The sequence below is a fragment of the Paenibacillus sp. FSL H7-0716 genome, assembly GCF_038002705.1.
Taxonomy (GTDB): domain Bacteria; phylum Bacillota; class Bacilli; order Paenibacillales; family Paenibacillaceae; genus Paenibacillus_AQ; species Paenibacillus_AQ odorifer.
In genome coordinates this window covers 23,572-40,455 of record NZ_JBBODA010000009.1, presented here as the reverse complement: position 1 = coordinate 40,455, position 16,884 = coordinate 23,572, and the positions used below count along the sequence as shown (strand labels likewise).

General features: G+C 39.6%; 13 protein-coding genes. 4 read left to right on the top strand and 9 right to left on the bottom strand.

The window, feature by feature from the left end; genetic code table 11:
- Positions 1 to 5: 5 nt before the first annotated feature.
- From MHH60_RS13985 to MHH60_RS13975, 3 genes are all read right to left on the bottom strand, one after another.
- Positions 6 to 470, bottom strand: a complete 465-nt coding sequence (locus MHH60_RS13985; protein WP_076133562.1) for a hypothetical protein — start codon at positions 468 to 470, stop codon at positions 6 to 8.
- A gap of 97 nt (positions 471 to 567) precedes the next feature.
- Positions 568 to 2,274: a TniQ family protein gene (locus MHH60_RS13980; protein WP_076133563.1), complete on the bottom strand. Its 1,707-nt coding sequence runs from the start codon at positions 2,272 to 2,274 to the stop codon at positions 568 to 570.
- Positions 2,271 to 2,594, bottom strand: coding sequence for a hypothetical protein (locus tag MHH60_RS13975; protein ID WP_076133564.1), 324 nt, complete (start codon positions 2,592 to 2,594; stop codon positions 2,271 to 2,273). The genes MHH60_RS13980 and MHH60_RS13975 overlap by 4 nt, the downstream gene beginning before the upstream one ends.
- 150 nt (positions 2,595 to 2,744) lie before the next feature.
- Here MHH60_RS13975 and MHH60_RS13970 point away from each other — a divergent pair, with 150 nt between their 5' ends.
- Entirely contained in the window at positions 2,745 to 3,083 is a 339-nt protein-coding gene (locus MHH60_RS13970) for a helix-turn-helix domain-containing protein (protein ID WP_076133565.1), read from the top strand.
- A 286-nt stretch (positions 3,084 to 3,369) separates the two neighbouring features.
- On the opposite strand, the gene MHH60_RS13965 is transcribed toward MHH60_RS13970, so the two are convergent.
- The 5 genes from MHH60_RS13965 to MHH60_RS13945 all read right to left on the bottom strand — a co-directional run bounded on the left by MHH60_RS13965 (position 3,370) and on the right by MHH60_RS13945 (position 12,155).
- Complete coding sequence (locus tag MHH60_RS13965; protein ID WP_179088858.1) at positions 3,370 to 5,244, bottom strand: TniQ family protein; 1,875 nt, start codon at positions 5,242 to 5,244, stop codon at positions 3,370 to 3,372.
- Between the two features lie 42 nt (positions 5,245 to 5,286).
- A complete protein-coding gene (locus MHH60_RS13960) occupies positions 5,287 to 6,240 on the bottom strand; it encodes a TniB family NTP-binding protein (protein WP_076133567.1) in 954 nt (317 codons plus the stop codon).
- 205 nt (positions 6,241 to 6,445) lie between these two features.
- Positions 6,446 to 8,509, bottom strand: coding sequence for a Mu transposase C-terminal domain-containing protein (locus MHH60_RS13955; protein WP_256715062.1), 2,064 nt, complete (start codon positions 8,507 to 8,509; stop codon positions 6,446 to 6,448).
- A gap of 5 nt (positions 8,510 to 8,514) precedes the next feature.
- Positions 8,515 to 9,267, bottom strand: coding sequence for a hypothetical protein (locus MHH60_RS13950; RefSeq protein WP_076133569.1), 753 nt, complete (start codon positions 9,265 to 9,267; stop codon positions 8,515 to 8,517).
- Positions 9,268 to 9,524: 257 nt separating this feature from the next.
- Positions 9,525 to 12,155 carry an adenosylcobalamin-dependent ribonucleoside-diphosphate reductase gene (locus MHH60_RS13945; RefSeq protein ID WP_232061517.1) on the bottom strand — a complete coding sequence of 877 codons (2,631 nt, stop codon included), beginning with the start codon at positions 12,153 to 12,155 and terminating at the stop codon, positions 9,525 to 9,527.
- A 413-nt stretch (positions 12,156 to 12,568) separates the two neighbouring features.
- On the opposite strand from MHH60_RS13945, the gene MHH60_RS13940 reads away from it, so the two are divergent.
- The 3 genes from MHH60_RS13940 to MHH60_RS13930 all read left to right on the top strand — a co-directional run bounded on the left by MHH60_RS13940 (position 12,569) and on the right by MHH60_RS13930 (position 16,554).
- On the top strand, positions 12,569 to 14,314 hold the full coding sequence (locus tag MHH60_RS13940; RefSeq protein WP_076129985.1) for a DEAD/DEAH box helicase: 1,746 nt from the start codon (positions 12,569 to 12,571) through the stop codon (positions 14,312 to 14,314).
- A complete protein-coding gene (locus tag MHH60_RS13935) occupies positions 14,311 to 15,375 on the top strand; it encodes a YqhG family protein (RefSeq protein ID WP_076133571.1) in 1,065 nt (354 codons plus the stop codon). Before MHH60_RS13940 ends, MHH60_RS13935 begins: the two co-directional genes overlap by 4 nt.
- A gap of 156 nt (positions 15,376 to 15,531) precedes the next feature.
- On the top strand, positions 15,532 to 16,554 hold the full coding sequence (locus tag MHH60_RS13930) for a hypothetical protein (RefSeq protein WP_076133572.1): 1,023 nt from the start codon (positions 15,532 to 15,534) through the stop codon (positions 16,552 to 16,554).
- Positions 16,555 to 16,622: 68 nt separating this feature from the next.
- Here the strand turns inward: MHH60_RS13930 and MHH60_RS13925 are convergent, their stop codons facing one another.
- The gene (locus MHH60_RS13925; protein WP_036689445.1) at positions 16,623 to 16,811 is read right to left on the bottom strand and encodes a YqzE family protein; all 189 of its coding nucleotides are present in this window, start codon (positions 16,809 to 16,811) and stop codon (positions 16,623 to 16,625) included.
- Between the last annotated feature and the right edge of the window lie 73 nt (positions 16,812 to 16,884).

Sequence of the window (16,884 nt, the reverse complement as noted above, 5' to 3'; positions counted from 1 at the left end):
CGTCATCACCAATCAGTTAAATCTAATTCGCGCTTACATACATCACACTGCACTTTCACAGCTATGCCAATACTTGTTGGGACAAAAACATAAGCAAATTTTGAATGATCTACATCTTTTGCAATACACGTATCCCATTTATTTATTTCCTTTTCCATTTCTTTAGTGATATTAAATACTAGCACGGTTGTTTCCGCTTGGCGCATTGGCTTGTACAGTTGCTTTCGAAGGTGTCCGACGTAAATACGACCAGAATCTTCAGAAATAGTATCACTTTTCATTATACGTTCTATGTCATCAATGTATTTAGCAAAATCACGTGCATTCAGATAAAAACCATAGCTGCGCCTCAATCCTCGGTAGTGACGCAAAAAAGCATCTCTTGCTTCTTTGTCAGAGTACCCTAGCACATATAATTCTCTTATGACTCCTTGAACATAATTCCTACTGCTTCTTCGACTCTTACTCATAGTGGATACCTCTCTTTAATTTTCAGATAATAGATTATCTATCTTAAAAAAATTTAATACATTATATCTAGATTTAATAGGTATGAATAAATTCGAACTATGCATTCCGTCGAAGGAGTTTGAAAATTATTTCGGTTGTTTGCTTTTTAAAATAGTATCTTTTACGTCCATCCTTCATGATGAGCGTAAAATCAGCTTCAATGCCATTACTTTTCAGAACTTTCCAAAGTCTTTTCTCACCTATATGAAGTACTCTCATAAGATCCTGAAAAGTAATACCTCTTTCGGTGGACAACTTCTCTTTTATGTTTTTTAAACAGATATCAATTTCTTCTTCAATGTAAAAATTGTTTGTTAACTTTCGATCATCAGATATGCGAATTGGATGTAATATTCCGTCTAAGGTGAATTGGATAAGATCAACAACTTTCAGAAAATTCACAGATTGCTTGATTAAAACCTCATGAAAAGATACCACATTGTCCGGTTTAGAAGGTACCCTCTGACCTAAACAGTTATTTACGAGTTCGTTTAATTGGGTTCGATCGATGATTTTTGATTGACTATAATTCGAATGAACATCAAGCAATTTTGCTTCAATTAGCTTGTTAATTGTTGAAGAATGTAATCCGACTAAAAGGGCGGCTTCTTTTTTTGTAATCATTAGTGATTCTTTGACAAGAAAAACATGAAGAGAATTGGATTCTACAAAGTAACCTTTTCTTTCTCCGTTGGAAGTCTGATTAAGATGTATTTCATTGTTATTACTTAAGTTCGAGATTTTCCCATATGTCATTCTAGTAAGGTTTTTCACTTCTTCTCTCCTCAGAAATTTTCGATTTAAAAGCAGTTCCGGATTTTTTTTAAAAACTGAAAAATCTTTACGAACTACACCATTGTTTAGTTTATTCAGAAAAAATTCCTGATACGTTTCTTTTATCAGATTGTATGATTCGTTGTTGAAGATCACTTCATATCTTTTTAATTTTTCATAAAGTTCTTTTTTTGAGTTACGTACTATGAATTCATCCAATATTTCATAATAGTTTTTTGGAAATTCATCATACATCCACATGGCATTGGCAAAAGTTAGTGCAATTAACCTACTATCTTTTTTTGTATTTGAACGATTATAAAAACTATTTATGGAACTTACAGACGTTCCGAGATGATCTAGCCCGCCTGAAATAATATGATAACTTCTCAGCATCAGTTCAATATAATCTACAAGATTACAATTCGAAGCATTAAGCTCTCCTTTGTCTTGTAATATATTGGATAGTTGCATTTGGTATTTATTGAATAGTTTACTCTCTTGATTTTGTGGCGAAGTATTAATATAAGCAAAAAAACATTTATCACAAAAACCATTAAAAAATGATTTCATTGAGATTTTTGATTTACAATTCGGACAATCATCCTGCAATACAACTGCATGATGAGGACAAACACTAATTAGTAACGATATCCATAGCTCTCTATGATAATAAGATTCTTTTATGCATAGGGGACAATATTTGATTCTATTAAGTAAAAACAAACTAGTATAATATTTTTTCTTATCTAGTAGAGTCGAGAGTTGATTTTTACCTGTATAAAAAAATTGCTCATCTTTATTTATTAATTTGGCTAAGAGTACTTTTGAATCTACCGTAAAAAAATTATTTTTCGCTTGGGAATTTGTAATCTTCAACAATGATAGTAAAGGAATGGGGGAATGAAAACCATTTAATCTTAACAATCTGAAGAAGTATCCAGAAATACTTTCGTCTGCAAAATGAATAGGACGTATAGGTAAAATCATTTCAATCTACCTCTTCGATTTTTCATCTTTTTTTTAACTTGCTCTATTAAATTAAAGTAGTCTTTTGTGTCATACATATATGATTCATTCACTAATAAGTTCCCTATGCATAAAAATCCATTTTGAAGTTGGAGCAGTATATAGTCTGCATCTGTCGGATCAAAATAGATAGGAATAGACCATACTTCCACCTTTGCTGCTTTAGAAAACCACTGTTCTCGAAGGGCTACACTACATGTATAGAATTTATCCTTATAAAAGATTCCATTTTCAGTAACCTCTGCAGTATCTCGTAAAAGGAGATCACTCAATAAATTCAATTTGTACACCTCTCTTCTGATTATTACTAGTATCATTGCCTAGTAATCTAGTTAATATACATAGTATAAATAGTATTATATTAAAAAACTATTTATACACCCATGTATGGAGTGTTTCGCCTTGTCTACACTTTAGTAGAGGTGGGATAAGTGGCAGATGAGGTATTGAAATTACTGGGGCGACGCATCAGAGATCTACGAAAAGAACGAGGATTGACGCAGGAGCAGCTGGCAGAATTAGCAGGATTTAATTATACGTATATTGGTGCAGTTGAACGCGCTGAAAATAACATTACAACATTGAATCTTCAGAAGATTGCTGTAGCATTAAATGTTGGAGTTTATGAATTATTTGAATACACTAAAACGAAACGAAAATCTATTGGTAAATCCCAGGATATTGATGAAATTATTAAACTATTATTGACCCTTAATACAAAGGAGATTAGGAAAGCTAAGAATATTCTAAACGAGTTATTCGGACCATAATTGACACAGGATTCCGATTTATTGTCCTTAATTTTTGCTTTTATTTTTTCAATCAACTCAAAAAGTTAAAAAATACCATATATACCAAATAGAATAAACAAATAAAACTAAATTAATAGATAGCATGTAATGATAACGCCTTTTGCGCGTTAGTTTTTAAAAAATATAATATTAGGCTAAATATCTTAACTAATTCATTGATATTAAAAACCACGACTCATTCATAATAATAATCGGCATTACTTTTATTGCTCTACCGTGCTCAGTTAAAAAGATGAAGATTGAGTTATCGATTAATTATATTTATCCATTCTTCTGGATAAGGTTTCTGAATCATAATTTCTTCGATTTCCTCAACGGTTAATTGAGCTTGCTGCAAAGTATTTGCTATATTATTCTGGATGGCTAAAAAACCCCCATATCGACTGCAAAAACCAGTCTCTAACTTAATTCCACATTCTGTCAATGGCAAACCACTTCTGAATAACTTACACATAACCTTTATTGCCATATTTAACTTTGCTCGTGTTTGTTCCTTTTTATAAGTTTCTTTTAATTGAAGTTTCTTACCCGAATACCACTCCCTAAGATCAGGCATATTATCACCAATCCATCTTTTTCCTCTTCCAAGCTTCGTATACCAGTCTTTGTCACTAATTGTTATTTGGTCCAGTTCTAACTGAATAACAATCAATTTCGCTTTTTCCCAAATCAATGTCACTTCAGATTCCAGAGATTTGACTTTAGATCGTTCTTGCTTCTCTTCCTTAACTCTCAACTCTAGATGTTTCTTATTTACATATGGTCGAACAAAGAACGCTTGCACCTCCGGATGCCACTGATGATAAAGATATTCACGTTTGTTCCAATTAAATAATTTTTTTGTTAGATGACTCTTACATCCTTTCATCTCAGCTATTTTTTGGAAATATGGTAAAGGTTCTAGATCTTGCATATCTCTCTTATAATAACTTATAACATGCTCATTCACTAACTGATACTGTACTAAGTATGCTGCATAAAGAGAAACTCTATATTGATCTATTCCAAGCGCTTTTGCTATTTGGCTAATTTTAAAACCAGCATTTAATAATGGTACACATTTATAAAATGCTACGCTAATAACTTCTCCTTTCTCTACCCAAACGCCTGAATCATTATATCCATATTTTAAGGAACAGTGCCTGCACATGTGAGCACTTCTCAATAGTTCATAGTTGGAATGAAAAGACCTTCCCTTATGGAATAGCGAGATCATACCAGCGGCAGTTCTGTATGATTTACACCATGGAGAAAGACAAGGCCCTACTTTTTCACTATTAAAAATACTCTTTAAATAGCTATCAGGTACCATAGTCTCATAAAAAAACTCAGTTCTCACTCCTAGAGTCCGAAGAGCATGGCGAAGAAATGGTAGTGTAATTGCATGCTGTTCTTTTTGTCCATTCACATACCTTAATAACTCGCTTCTGCGCTTACTCTTAAGAGTAATATGTAGGCGGTTATACATCGGTTCGAGGCCCTGAGCTATAAACAGCAGTTTGGCACACACGTAACGGCCTTTAGTCAATGACTTCGTCTTGTGATGAATTGTAAACTTATTGCTCAACATAAAATTCCATTCCGAATATAAGGTAGTTTGTTCCTGCATCTCTATTGCATCAGTACTATAGTGTATTTTCTGGGCCAGTGAGCTTTGGCAACTTGGACACTTTCCTTCTGCAAGTCCATCTGCAACATATGGAATAGGTGATTTACAAACCGGACAAGAATCTTCTAAATAACAACTGTGTTTCAAGCATAGCTTTAACTCATTAACCTGCCATAACAAAGGGTAGTATGTTTGTTCAGCAAGACAACAGGGACAAAAACGGCGCCTTTTTTTTTCGACTAAATTCCCAAAAAAATCTTGAGGCCTTACATCGTTTTCTTCGACAAAAGAAATTATCAAATTATAAAAAGTTGCGGAACGTATATGCTCCGCGCTGTTGTTCATATGCCCACATATCTTTTTTATATCGAGTGCATTTGAAGAGTATAAATCCACACGATATGCAGCTCTCCTTTGATGTCCATAACACTTCCACACTACACTAACGCTTGTGTAGTAGGCCTTGGCAATTCTCATTAAAAAAGAGGATAGGCTTTCATCATCAAACAACTTAGGTCTGATACATAGTTGTCTATGGTCCCTCATAAATAATCACCTTTCACAGTTAATATTCAATATTTTTTCCATATCATCCACAGCGTAACTACCAATTATATTAGCCTGTGCCTGTATCAGAATATCTCCGTTTATATTTTTAAGAATTGAGAAATCATGAAAATCATCATTAAATACGCCAACTAAATCCATTGACTCTCGAAGAATTGGTTTTATCCATCCTACAAGCCCACCTGTTATCTCAAAAATTAATGGGCCGAAAGAGCTATTTGGATTAGACCATTCCAGTGACCTGCCTAAATCTGGTGGTAATGCGAGTTGTTCCTCTACCGACATTAAAAAATCAAAGAAGTCTTTATTACATGCTGTGAAATGATCAAGTACAGTTTTCGGATATCGACGCTGATGCTGTGTATTAAGTGTTCTTAAAATTTCAATAGCGTGTGTTCCAATGCAGACAAGACAAACATCAGCGGAATTAGCGATATCTTTAATATTCTCCATTACTGCTTTTTGTTGAACATATGTTGATGCTAAGAGATAATCCATTTCATCTATAACCAGCATTTCGACTTCTAAACTCTTCATAAGAGAAAATGCTTGATTTTTTATCCGATCGACATCTAGATTTGATAACGGGAAGTCTTTATCGATACTCTTCAGAATACTGTTGTAAAAGCCTTTATAAGTAAAGGGTACTGGTAGTGTCATATACAATACCGGTCGCGTATCATATTGACCACCATCTTTGTCAAACTTGGTGATAATAGGATTACGACGAAGATATTTTTTTGCACATTGTGTTTTCCCTGCGCCAGAATACCCCTCAATGAACAAGTTTATAGGAGAATCGTCGCTATTATTTCCCGCGCGCTTAATCTTCCTGTTTCGATCTAGCCTACTCCAGATCCTTTTAACTTCAGGATGTTCAACATAAAGATTTGTCACTTTGTTTTGAAAGTCTTCATAGATAGTAGGTAAATTCGCCACAAAATTATCCTCCTTCTTTTTAAGTAGAATTATTTCCTCAAGAAATTGTCTATAAACAGAACACCAATGCTTCTCATATAAGGTTTCTTTAGTATTCTAGTTTTTATATAGATACTTTACTTGAATAAGTAAAGCGATTAAAAACCAACCTTAGGAACCTTGTATTAAAATATTAAAGCTAATAACCCTTCATTAGGGTTATTTTTTATTTCCGCTCCTTCTCAGTATTTAACTTCAAAACTAGCTGTTGAACTTTAGATATAGGTTCTTGAGATTTAGCAAAATCCCCAGTTTTGTTTCCGACTTGGAGATCAAATCCCTGCTTTAAAGCCCGTCGCCTTGCCGATGTATTGGTAGAAACCATTTGATTATATTTCTCACGTATCTTCAACTTTCCCTTGCTAACAAGAGCTGAACCAGGAATCTGTTGTTTAGTTATTTCTCCTTCAGCGATGAGATTTTTACGTACTTTTGCATATAATCTTCTACTCATCCCCTGAATAGCTTCAGCTGGTGGACTAATTGCAGGAACCTCAATGTAAAGCATAGATTTGGGATCTAACAAGAAGATTTTAGATATATCGTCATCATCAAATTTTATTTTACAGTTCTTTTTTTGCTTCTTGCTAATAAACCTAGTTGTCTCTGGTGAACCATACTTTACATTATCTAATCTAATGCCATCTTGACGATATGATCTCATATCGGTTGGTAGAAGTTGCAGTTTATAATACGGTTCATCTTCCTCTGAAATAAATGGTAAACTTCCCATTGTATCCATGGCTGTATACAGTCTTGCTACTGGGGTATCACACTCGATTGGAAGACCTTCATGGGGTTTGTGGTGGTATACATCTGTGATGTAATGAACTAACAATTCCCTTAAATTATCTAAAGTTAAAATAGATTCCAACCTAGCTTCTTCTTTGGTATCTTTATCTGTGTCATTCTTTTCTCGAGTGCCTAACAATTGGTTCAAAAAGGATGTGTTAACCGTCCCAAAATACCTTTCGATTACTCCGCCAAAACGTGGAGTAGCAATTGGACGATATCTTGGTTCAGCCCCCAACACATCTTCAATCATACTTTTCACATAAGTACTCGTAAAATCAGAGCCGTTATCCATAAAAATCACTGTTGGAAACCCATGCATTTCCCAATCGTTAATTGTCCCATACTTTTCCTTTGCATTTTTAAAACAAATACCATTTAACAAAGTACGCATTACTTTTTGACCTGATGGCTCGTTGAAAGATAAATTGAAGCCCCAAACCATCCGAGTAAACACACATATACCTAGAGTTAACCATGGTTCGCCTAATTCCGCACCTGTTTCAGGATCAATTAAGGTAATTGGTAACCTAGCATGATCTAACTCAATTACATGCAGAGGAGCCATAGCAAATTGATTAGATGCTTTTTCTTTTATTAACTTTGGGTCTGCAATATCTCCTTTATTGATACGTTCCATTACGTATTTATCTATCCGGTCAACAATTTTATACACCGTGTCGTACTCAAGAGGCTTTAGTCCAACCGCTGTACATGCAATCTCAATATTTTCATGGAGTAAGTTAACTTTACGCCGCTTCTTAACTATGAATTTTTCCAATTCCCGTTTTAGAATTGGTACATACTCAGTAGGTAACCTTATAAAAATCGTATCCAGAATGAGTTCGGATTTTTTAGGATGCGCGAGTGGAATGGCTATCTCACCTACACGATTATGTGTGTTTAGATGGGCTTTGGAGACGAGTCCTTCTATTCCATGATGTTCTCGTTCTGTTTCTGATTTATTAAAAGCTGCAAGTAAACGGAAAATTTGTCTAGCAGAATAATCGTGTTTAGCTGCAACTCGCTCAACAAGTTCCTTTTTACCCAGTCTATCCAGCTTTTCTCCTTTGTTGAGATAACACTGAAATTTTTCATAAAATGTCTGCGCGGCATACAAATTACCTGACATCACATCATCATAGATTAAGATTGGTTCAATAATTGATTTTTTTTTAATTGCTAGAGCTTTTCGCTTTTCTGGTAAAGTATCTAACAGATCTCTCATATTATTCTCAGTTTCTATGGATGTTAAAGATGACTTCCTATCATTTTTTTTAACCTTAAATGTTGGGTCAGAAATGAGAGACAGGTGATTCATTCTTATAATTTTTTTATCCCCATCATCCTTAAAAAAAAGTACTGAAGGATATTCAAAATCATAAACATAAAATTTAGAACCACACCACTCAAACGTATCATCTATACATAACCTCATAGTTTTCAAAGGATGTCACCCTCCATATTAAAGTAAGGCAATAAATATTGAGATAAATTACCATTAGAAACTTTACTGAATAAATCTAGTGGCTGTAGCAAATCCACTTTTAATTCACCTAAAAAGATCAGATGGTAAATTAATGGAATTATGTCCCTAACATTTACCTTTGCAATAAAGCTCTTAGCAAGATATTCAATAGTGGGGTCTTTAAAATAAGCTACTTTCTTCATAATTTCATGGATATATATGTTGTAGTACTCTCTCTGTTGCTTGTAATGCATAATTAGCTGTATGTTTCTTTTCACTGTCTCGGGAAGTAACTTTGGTCTCACAACAGAATAGCCCCATCCTTCCTTAATACAATAGTTCATACATGCACTATAAAGATGTGGTTGTTGTTCTACAAAGATATCGCCACCTTTTATTTGGTACAAATGAGGAGGATTTCCTTGCCTGAAAACTAATGTATCAAGCACATGCCCTTTTTTTTCCAATTCAAATCGAGAATTCATCACTTGGTATGGGACCCAAACAGGTTGTGGATAGTATCTAACTGTTAAAGGATCCAACTCCAACAAATAATAAAACAAGCATTCCCCCCACAAAGACTCGTAGGGAATATGCCGTTCCATTTTCCGGCTAGGTATTGACCCAATAATATGAGGAAAATTTCGGCTCCCTTTATTATTGACTTTTCGCTTTGGTGAATAAAGTTCATCCTCTTTCCTCCATGTTTTTTTGCTCAGCCAGTCCAAAGGCTAACCCTCCCCATCATAAAAAATGACATTTCTAACTCCATCTTTCGTTGGCTCATAACCTCAATTATTTCCAAAGGAGAATATGGTTAAACTAGTACAGTGAGATGTTTGAATAAATAAAAAAAGCCTGAACCAATAAAGGTTCAGGCGATGACAAATCATATTCATATATGGTGACAAATTAATCTCCAAGTAATGACAAAACTAATTACAACAGACACATTTTCCCATAAAACACTTATCGGCTCTACCGTTTACCCACAACGACTATACCCGCAATTGCCACAAGTCTTACAGCCCTCAATATTAATCAGCGAGGCGCTGCCGCAGGATGGGCAAAGGTCACGGGAAGCCGTAGCATGGTTATGCGCATGATGACCACCATGTCCATCTTCCGTAGCTGACGGAACGCTCGATTTTAACTCCGCATTTAACGCTTCATTGAAATCCTCCAGCTCCAAAGTTGCCGCAATAGGAGCAGGTACATGATCATCATGAGCATTGTTCAGCACATGTGATTCCAGTGCCTTAGCTACGGCGTCAGCAATGGATTCAACACGATTCGCGCCGAAGCCGATAGCTCCTGATCCGCCAATGCCTTTCAGATGTTTGATCAACAGCTCCACTTTCTCACCATGATCTCCGTAACGGAGGAACAAGGAGCAGACACGGCCTAATGCTTCTGCCATAGCAAAGACGTCAGAACCTGCTTTACCTACATTCAGGAAGATTTCAGCCGGTATTCCATCAAGATCATTGATCGTAATATATGCCATCCCAAATGGTGTATTGATTTTATAGGTAGCGCCGCGCAGAACCTGCGGACGTTTTTTGTATTGTTTATCCGCCTCTTTTGTAGTCACTTGAGGCGCTGGACTTGCTGCTACCACACTTGTACTAGCTTCTACAGTAGTTGCAGCTTCCTCTGCCGCAACCGGAGCGGCTTCTTTTTTGTCTTCCTTCTTCGTGGTTTCCAGCACTTGAACGTCACGGCTTCCATCGCGGTAGATCGTAACCCCCTTACATCCTAGATCAAAGGCCATTTCATATAGCTCAGCCGTCTCCTCAACCGTAAAGTCAGACGGGCAGTTCGCTGTTTTGGAAATAGAGCTATCTACCCAGCGTTGGATCGCTGCTTGCGCGCGAATATGATCTTTAGCTGACAGATCCATCGAAGTTACAAAGTAGTCCGGCAGCTCTTCACCCGGATGAGCTTCCAGCCACTCTTGAGCGATTGGAACAAACTGTTCATCATAGCCAAGACGACTTTGACGGAAATATTTGAAGGCAAAATAAGGCTCAATTCCCGTAGAAGTACCTACCATTGTACCTGTACTACCTGTAGGTGCTTGTGTAATCACTGTAACGTTACGCATACCATGTTCACGAATCGCTTCGCCAACCTCTGGATACGCTTCGACTATATTTTTCATAAAGCCGCTCATTAGATATTTCTCAGTATCAAAAGCTAGGAAGGAACCCTTCTCTCCAGCAATTTCTGCCGATGCAAGGTAGGCTTCACGAGCCATAAAGCCGTATAGCTTGTCCAGAAACTCCAACGATTCCGGGCTGCCGTAACGGATGTTCAATTTAATCATCAGCTCCGCCAATCCCATGGTTCCGAGACCCACGCGGCGTTCCTTTTTCTGATTCGCTTCATTTTCCGGGAAATGATAAGGTGTTTTATCAATTACATTATCCAGAAAACGGACCGAATAACGTGTTGTAGTCGCAAGATCTTCCCAATCTACATCATGATTTTTCTCATCGTAGAACTTGGACAGGTTCACCGCAGACAGATTGCAGACTCCCCAGCCTGGCAGGCCTTGCTCTCCACACGGATTCGTACAAATAATCGGGTTGAAATACCAGCTGTTAGACATCTGGTTATAGTATTCCATGAACACAACGCCCGGCTCAGCGGATTTCCATGCCGATTCAATGATCGTACGCCACACGTCACGCGCTTTTACAGTGCGATAATGGATAACGTTTTTGCCGGCAGCTTTCCACTTGTCGAGATCGCCATCCCACATTTCGTTATATTCAGGATCGGTTGTATCCGGGAATACTAAATCCCAGTTCAGATCTTCTTTTACAGCCTTCATAAAACCATTGCTCACACATACCGAAAGGTTAGCATTAGTGACTTGGCCCATCGTTTGCTTCACGGTAATGAAGTCCTCAACATCGGGATGCCAGTCATTAATCATCAGCATGAGCGCACCACGACGGCTGCCGCCTTGCTCAATAAGCCCCGTAGTATAACTAAACAAACCGCCCCAAGATACAGAACCACTGGATGAACCATTAACCCCTCTAACAATCGCACGACGAGGACGCAATGAAGACAGGTTAATGCCCACACCGCCACCACGAGCCATAATCTCCGTCATTTCAGACAAAGTCTGCATGATGCCGCCACGGCTGTCTTTTGGAGAAGGGATTACATAACAGTTGAACAATGTTAATTCTTCACTAGCACCTGCACCAGCCGCAATACGTCCACCCGGCACAAGCTTCCAATCATCCAGGATTGAACGGAATTTGCCTGCCCATTCCGCTTGAAGCTCAGGTGTCTTCTCTACAGAAGCCATCGCTGTGGATAGACGGTCCCACATTTCCTCAGGAGTTTTTTCTATATTAAGGGTCAACTTTTCAACATCCGATTTCACAAGCTCGCCACTGCGCGTCTTTACAGTTACAATTCGACCACTGCGCTCCACAATTTCTCCGACTTCCTTAGTTGGAAACTTCGGATCATCTTTGGTCAGCACCAATACAACATCGCCTACTTTAGCATTGTTGCTGTCTGCATCCTTCCAAGCATAACGATCCAAAAATATTTTTTCACTTAGCCCTTCAAGGCGTTGCTTACGTTCCATTTTACTCAATAAAAAAACCTCCCGCATGTGTAGTAGATATTAGTTTCCGGTCCAAGGTATGGGCCCACAACAAAAACTCCCTTACCATCCTCCGCTGCTTAACAGGTGTATGTAGGAAGCTCATCTTGTCAATAACAAATACCAGCTAAGCACTCTATAAAAAATACATTTTCAAGCTTTTGTCACAATATATTGTGTGCGTCAGCTTTTAAACTATACCACATATTGTATCGAAGGTCTTATTCGAAAATAGAGTCAAGTTGCCGAATTATCGCAAACGTTGCTGCTTTTTCTCGCTCTTGCTCTCTTTTTTAAAGGCTATCGTGAAAAATAGGAGGTTATGAATTCTCTCGTTTACGAGCATACTACTCTTACGAATGGTGATATAAATCCGAGCTTGAGGAGGCTGCATTATGACGCAATTATTCCGTAATTCTCTACCCCAGCAAGGGGGAACACCCGCGCCGATACTGCCTGTTCCTCTTTCTTTTGACCGGAATTGGTTGCAAGATCTGGAGCTCAAATTGGAAAAGGGCGGCCCATGGGGAGACTACCGTTTATCAAAGCTTGCCGTACAAGGAGAGGAAACAGGTCTAGTAACGAGCTTCGATGAGCTGCAATGTATGAAGCATTTATCCGGCTTGTCCCCTCTTCCCCATCAGCTGGATACAGCGCATAAGGTTCTGTTCGAAATGTCAGGCCGCGCGATTCTTGCAGATGAGGTTGGACTTGGCAAAACCATTGAAGCAGGACTGGTGCTGAAAGAATATCTCGTTCGCGGTCTTGTCTCTAAAGTGCTTATTCTCGTACCTGCTTCTCTAGTATTGCAATGGGTTCGTGAGCTGAATGCGAAATTCGGCATCACTGCTGTCGCTCAGAAAAAGGCCTATTCTTGGGGCAACGCCATAGTCGTCGCATCGATGGATACCGCCAAACGCGATCCGCATAAGGAAATCTTGCTGGAAAATGAATACGATATGTTGATCATTGATGAAGCTCACAAGCTGAAGAATAAAAAATCGACCAATTATCTATTTGTACAGCAATTACGCAAAAAATATTGCCTGCTGCTCACCGCGACTCCCGTTCAGAATGATCTGGGCGAACTCTTTAATCTGATCACTATACTGAAGCCGGGGCAACTTGGAAATCAGGGCGATTTTGCCTCAAATTTCGTGGTTGATAAACGCCAGCCCAAGAATGAAGGTCAACTGCGGGACGAGCTTTCGAAGGTCATGATCCGCAATCGCCGTGGTGAAGGTCCAGTTAATTTCACGAAACGAAAAGTCCGTAATATTCCCTTAGTTCTCTCCCAAGAAGAAAAAGATTTGTATAACAGTGTTACTTCCTTTGTCAAAGACCAGTATCAGGAATCCGGCGGCAATCTTAGCAGCATGCTTTCTCTGGTAACCCTTCAACGTGAGGTGTGCAGCAGCCGGGATGCCGTCTTTATCACTTTAGTTAATTTGATCAAAAAGCTGCCTGCGGATTCACCAAAAAGAGACCGGATGATGGAGCTGCTACAGACCCTCCGTACCGTTAAAACAAACACTAAAGCTGAAACAACCTTAGCCCTCATTCAAGAAATGAATGAAAAGGTCATCGTCTTCACGGAATATCGCGCAACTCAAGAGTATTTACTACAGTATTTCCGTGAACATGGGCTGATGTGTGTCTCTTATTCCGGCGGCATGAACCGTGGCAAAAAAGATTGGATGATGGATCTTTTCCGCGGCCGGGCTCAAGTTATGATTGCTACGGAAGCCGGTGGTGAAGGGATAAACCTGCAATTTTGCCACCATATGATCAACTTTGATCTGCCTTGGAATCCCATGCGCGTGGAGCAGCGTATCGGCCGTGTCCACCGGTTAGGGCAAGAAAATGACGTAGTGATCTACAACTTGTCTACGCAAGGCACGATTGAAGAACATATCCTGCATCTGCTGCATGAGAAAATCAATATGTTTGAAATGGTGATTGGCGGGCTGGATGTAATCCTGGAACGTTTTGAAAAGAAGGAATCGCTGGAGAAAAGTTTATACAAAATCATGCTCGAATCCCGCTCCGACGAAGAATTGCGGCATGAGCTGGACCATATTGGTGAATCCCTCAGTGAATTGACACAGGGTATTAAAAAAGAAAGTGGGACTGCGACATGACCCTCACCGCACAGGAAGTACGCAAGCATGTGATGGACTATCTTGAAGCCACTGAATGCTCCATCATTGAGGCTTCGCCCCTTCACGTAACTGTGAAATTATCACCTAGAGCTGACAAAATGCTCACCGACCGGCCGTATTATTGGGGATTCGTGGAGCGCACAGGTGTAGATCCTGAGACCCTTTCTTTCACCTTTGTTTTTGATCCGGAAAAATACGACAGTCAAGCTGCTGTAGAGATTCCCCCCATTGCAAATCGTAGTGCTGGCATTTTGAATCAGGTTGTCACCGGAAGCCTAACTACAGGTGTAACAAACGATGCAGAGGCCAGCGCTGACTTACTCGAATCCGCCTCCCCGGGCTCAGAAGCAGTGAATGCTCCATCTACTGACCCGGAGGAAAGTATCCTAGCCCGCTACTTCGGCATTGTGCCGGCACTCCCACGAATTGGGCCAGGAATGATCCGCAGAGAGGATATTATTTACGGAAGCAAGCGATTGCAACAGATTTGGAACGCCGCTAGGGACGAAGGGAAATGCCTTTATTTATTTGAGGACCCGGGCAGCAGGCAGCGAAACACGCTGTTCTCTGCCGCTTACGAACCATGGCTTAGTGTCTGCTATAAAGTGGAGATGAGCTGCGATTTGAAACGTGAAGAACTCCATTATCTTGGCATCTCCCTAACAAAGGGAACCATCATTGATGACTTTAATGCAAAAGTTTCCACAAAAGAGATGATGCCACGCTTGCCGGAAAATGTGCATATCCAGCCTTATGAAATGACAGTAGCAGCCGCTACCGAACTATTGGAAACTAATCTTACCGCTCAGTTAGCCGAACTGGACTACACTTGGGCAGAACAGGCACGTGAGCGGCTAAGGGTTGAGCTGGATATCATTGATGTCTACTATGGAGAGCTGTTGAAGGAGCCTGACGAAGAAAAACGCCTAGCGACTCAAGAGCAGTATAATCGGCGCCGACAAGAGACCATTTGGCAATATGAGCCGCAAATCGCAGTTTCTGCGGTAACCTATGGACTGTTTCATCTGCGGAGCCTATAGAATGCGACCCTACTCGCTAAAAGCAGGCAAAAAAACAAGAGAACTTCCGCCTTCCGGCGCGACAGCAAGCAACAGCCTTTTTATAGCTTGTCCTCTACAATAAAAAGGAAGCTTATACTTTCTGAAATTTCATAACAAAGAAAGGTGTACGACGCCATGAAAATAAGTGTACGGCGGAGGCTGCTCCTTGCAGGTCAAAGCTGCTTCCTCCTGCTTCTATGCATCGGACTCATCGCAACGAGCTCCGGTTCCTCTTCTGCGCTTGCCGCTTCCAGAGTAAGTGTAGTTGATTCAGTCACACAGGATTTAATACCTTTACTGCAGATGGATATCTTACCTTCACCCGGTACAGTCCAGGAATTTGCCAAGAGTACACTGAACAAGCTCGCAGCAGAAGCTCCATTTACAGCCTGGAAGGACGCAGGAATAGAATATTATCCTCTGGGTCCAGGTACGCATAGCTGGCTTGTCAACGTTATGAAAGGTGAACAACGGATCGGTTACATGATCATTTCCGCTACGGATCAAGGTGGTTATATGCTTAGTGAATACGGAGCTGGCACTTACGGACTCCCCTATAGTTTGTTAGAACTGCGCCAATTTTTGGTGCAGGAAGGACTTATACCTTCATCTTTTACAGGAAAATTAAAACTCACAGCCTTATATGCACCACTTCTACCCGTATGGAAAATCGCCATTGACGATAAGACGATATTTATCAATGCTTCCGTGCCGCAAGTTTTGCCGTGGACGCTAAGTAAAGCGGAAGAAGTGCTTAAAGGGCAGCAGACAGAAACGGATGTAATCACTAACTTAACTACTGACCTGTCGCCGCTTTCTGCCTATCAAAGCGGGGGAACAGATGATCCTTATAAAGATATCATGTGGTTGACCTCCCCAAAACTGCTTGCTGTAGGTGGAGACAATATCGCCGCACTAATTCGTCCCAAGGAAAGTATTGCTTATCAAGCTGCTGGCCGAAATGATATTGTAGGGGCCCCTTTTATGATTACAGGTTATCAAAACTGGTTGCCTGCTTCGAATAAAACAAAAGCAATAAACAACATGAACACCGTTTATGCAGCATCAGGTCCAGAAGGTAGAAGATATTTACCACTCACTGCCTTGCAGGCTATCGGAACACTGCACAAGCTGCCCGACAAAAATATCTATAACTAAACATAACAAATAACCTTCCGCTGCCACCCTCAACAAGGCACTGGAAGGTTATTTGTTATTTGTGAAATTCAATCCTTGTCACTGTGGCTCCATTTGCTTCGCCAGATCGACCAACCAAGCGGAAGCATACCGAACCATTTTTGTGACCACGGCTGCTTTGTAGCCGCTCTACGAGCATGAATGGCACGCGGATCCTCGATATAAACAACTACCTTCTCAGTGATATACTTTACAAGCTCATCGCCGCCGGAAGCCATTTGTAACACCTCCTACATTGTAAGTGAATTAAGATAGCCAGCGTCGTTCCATGCTCTTAGTGTGCACCACCAA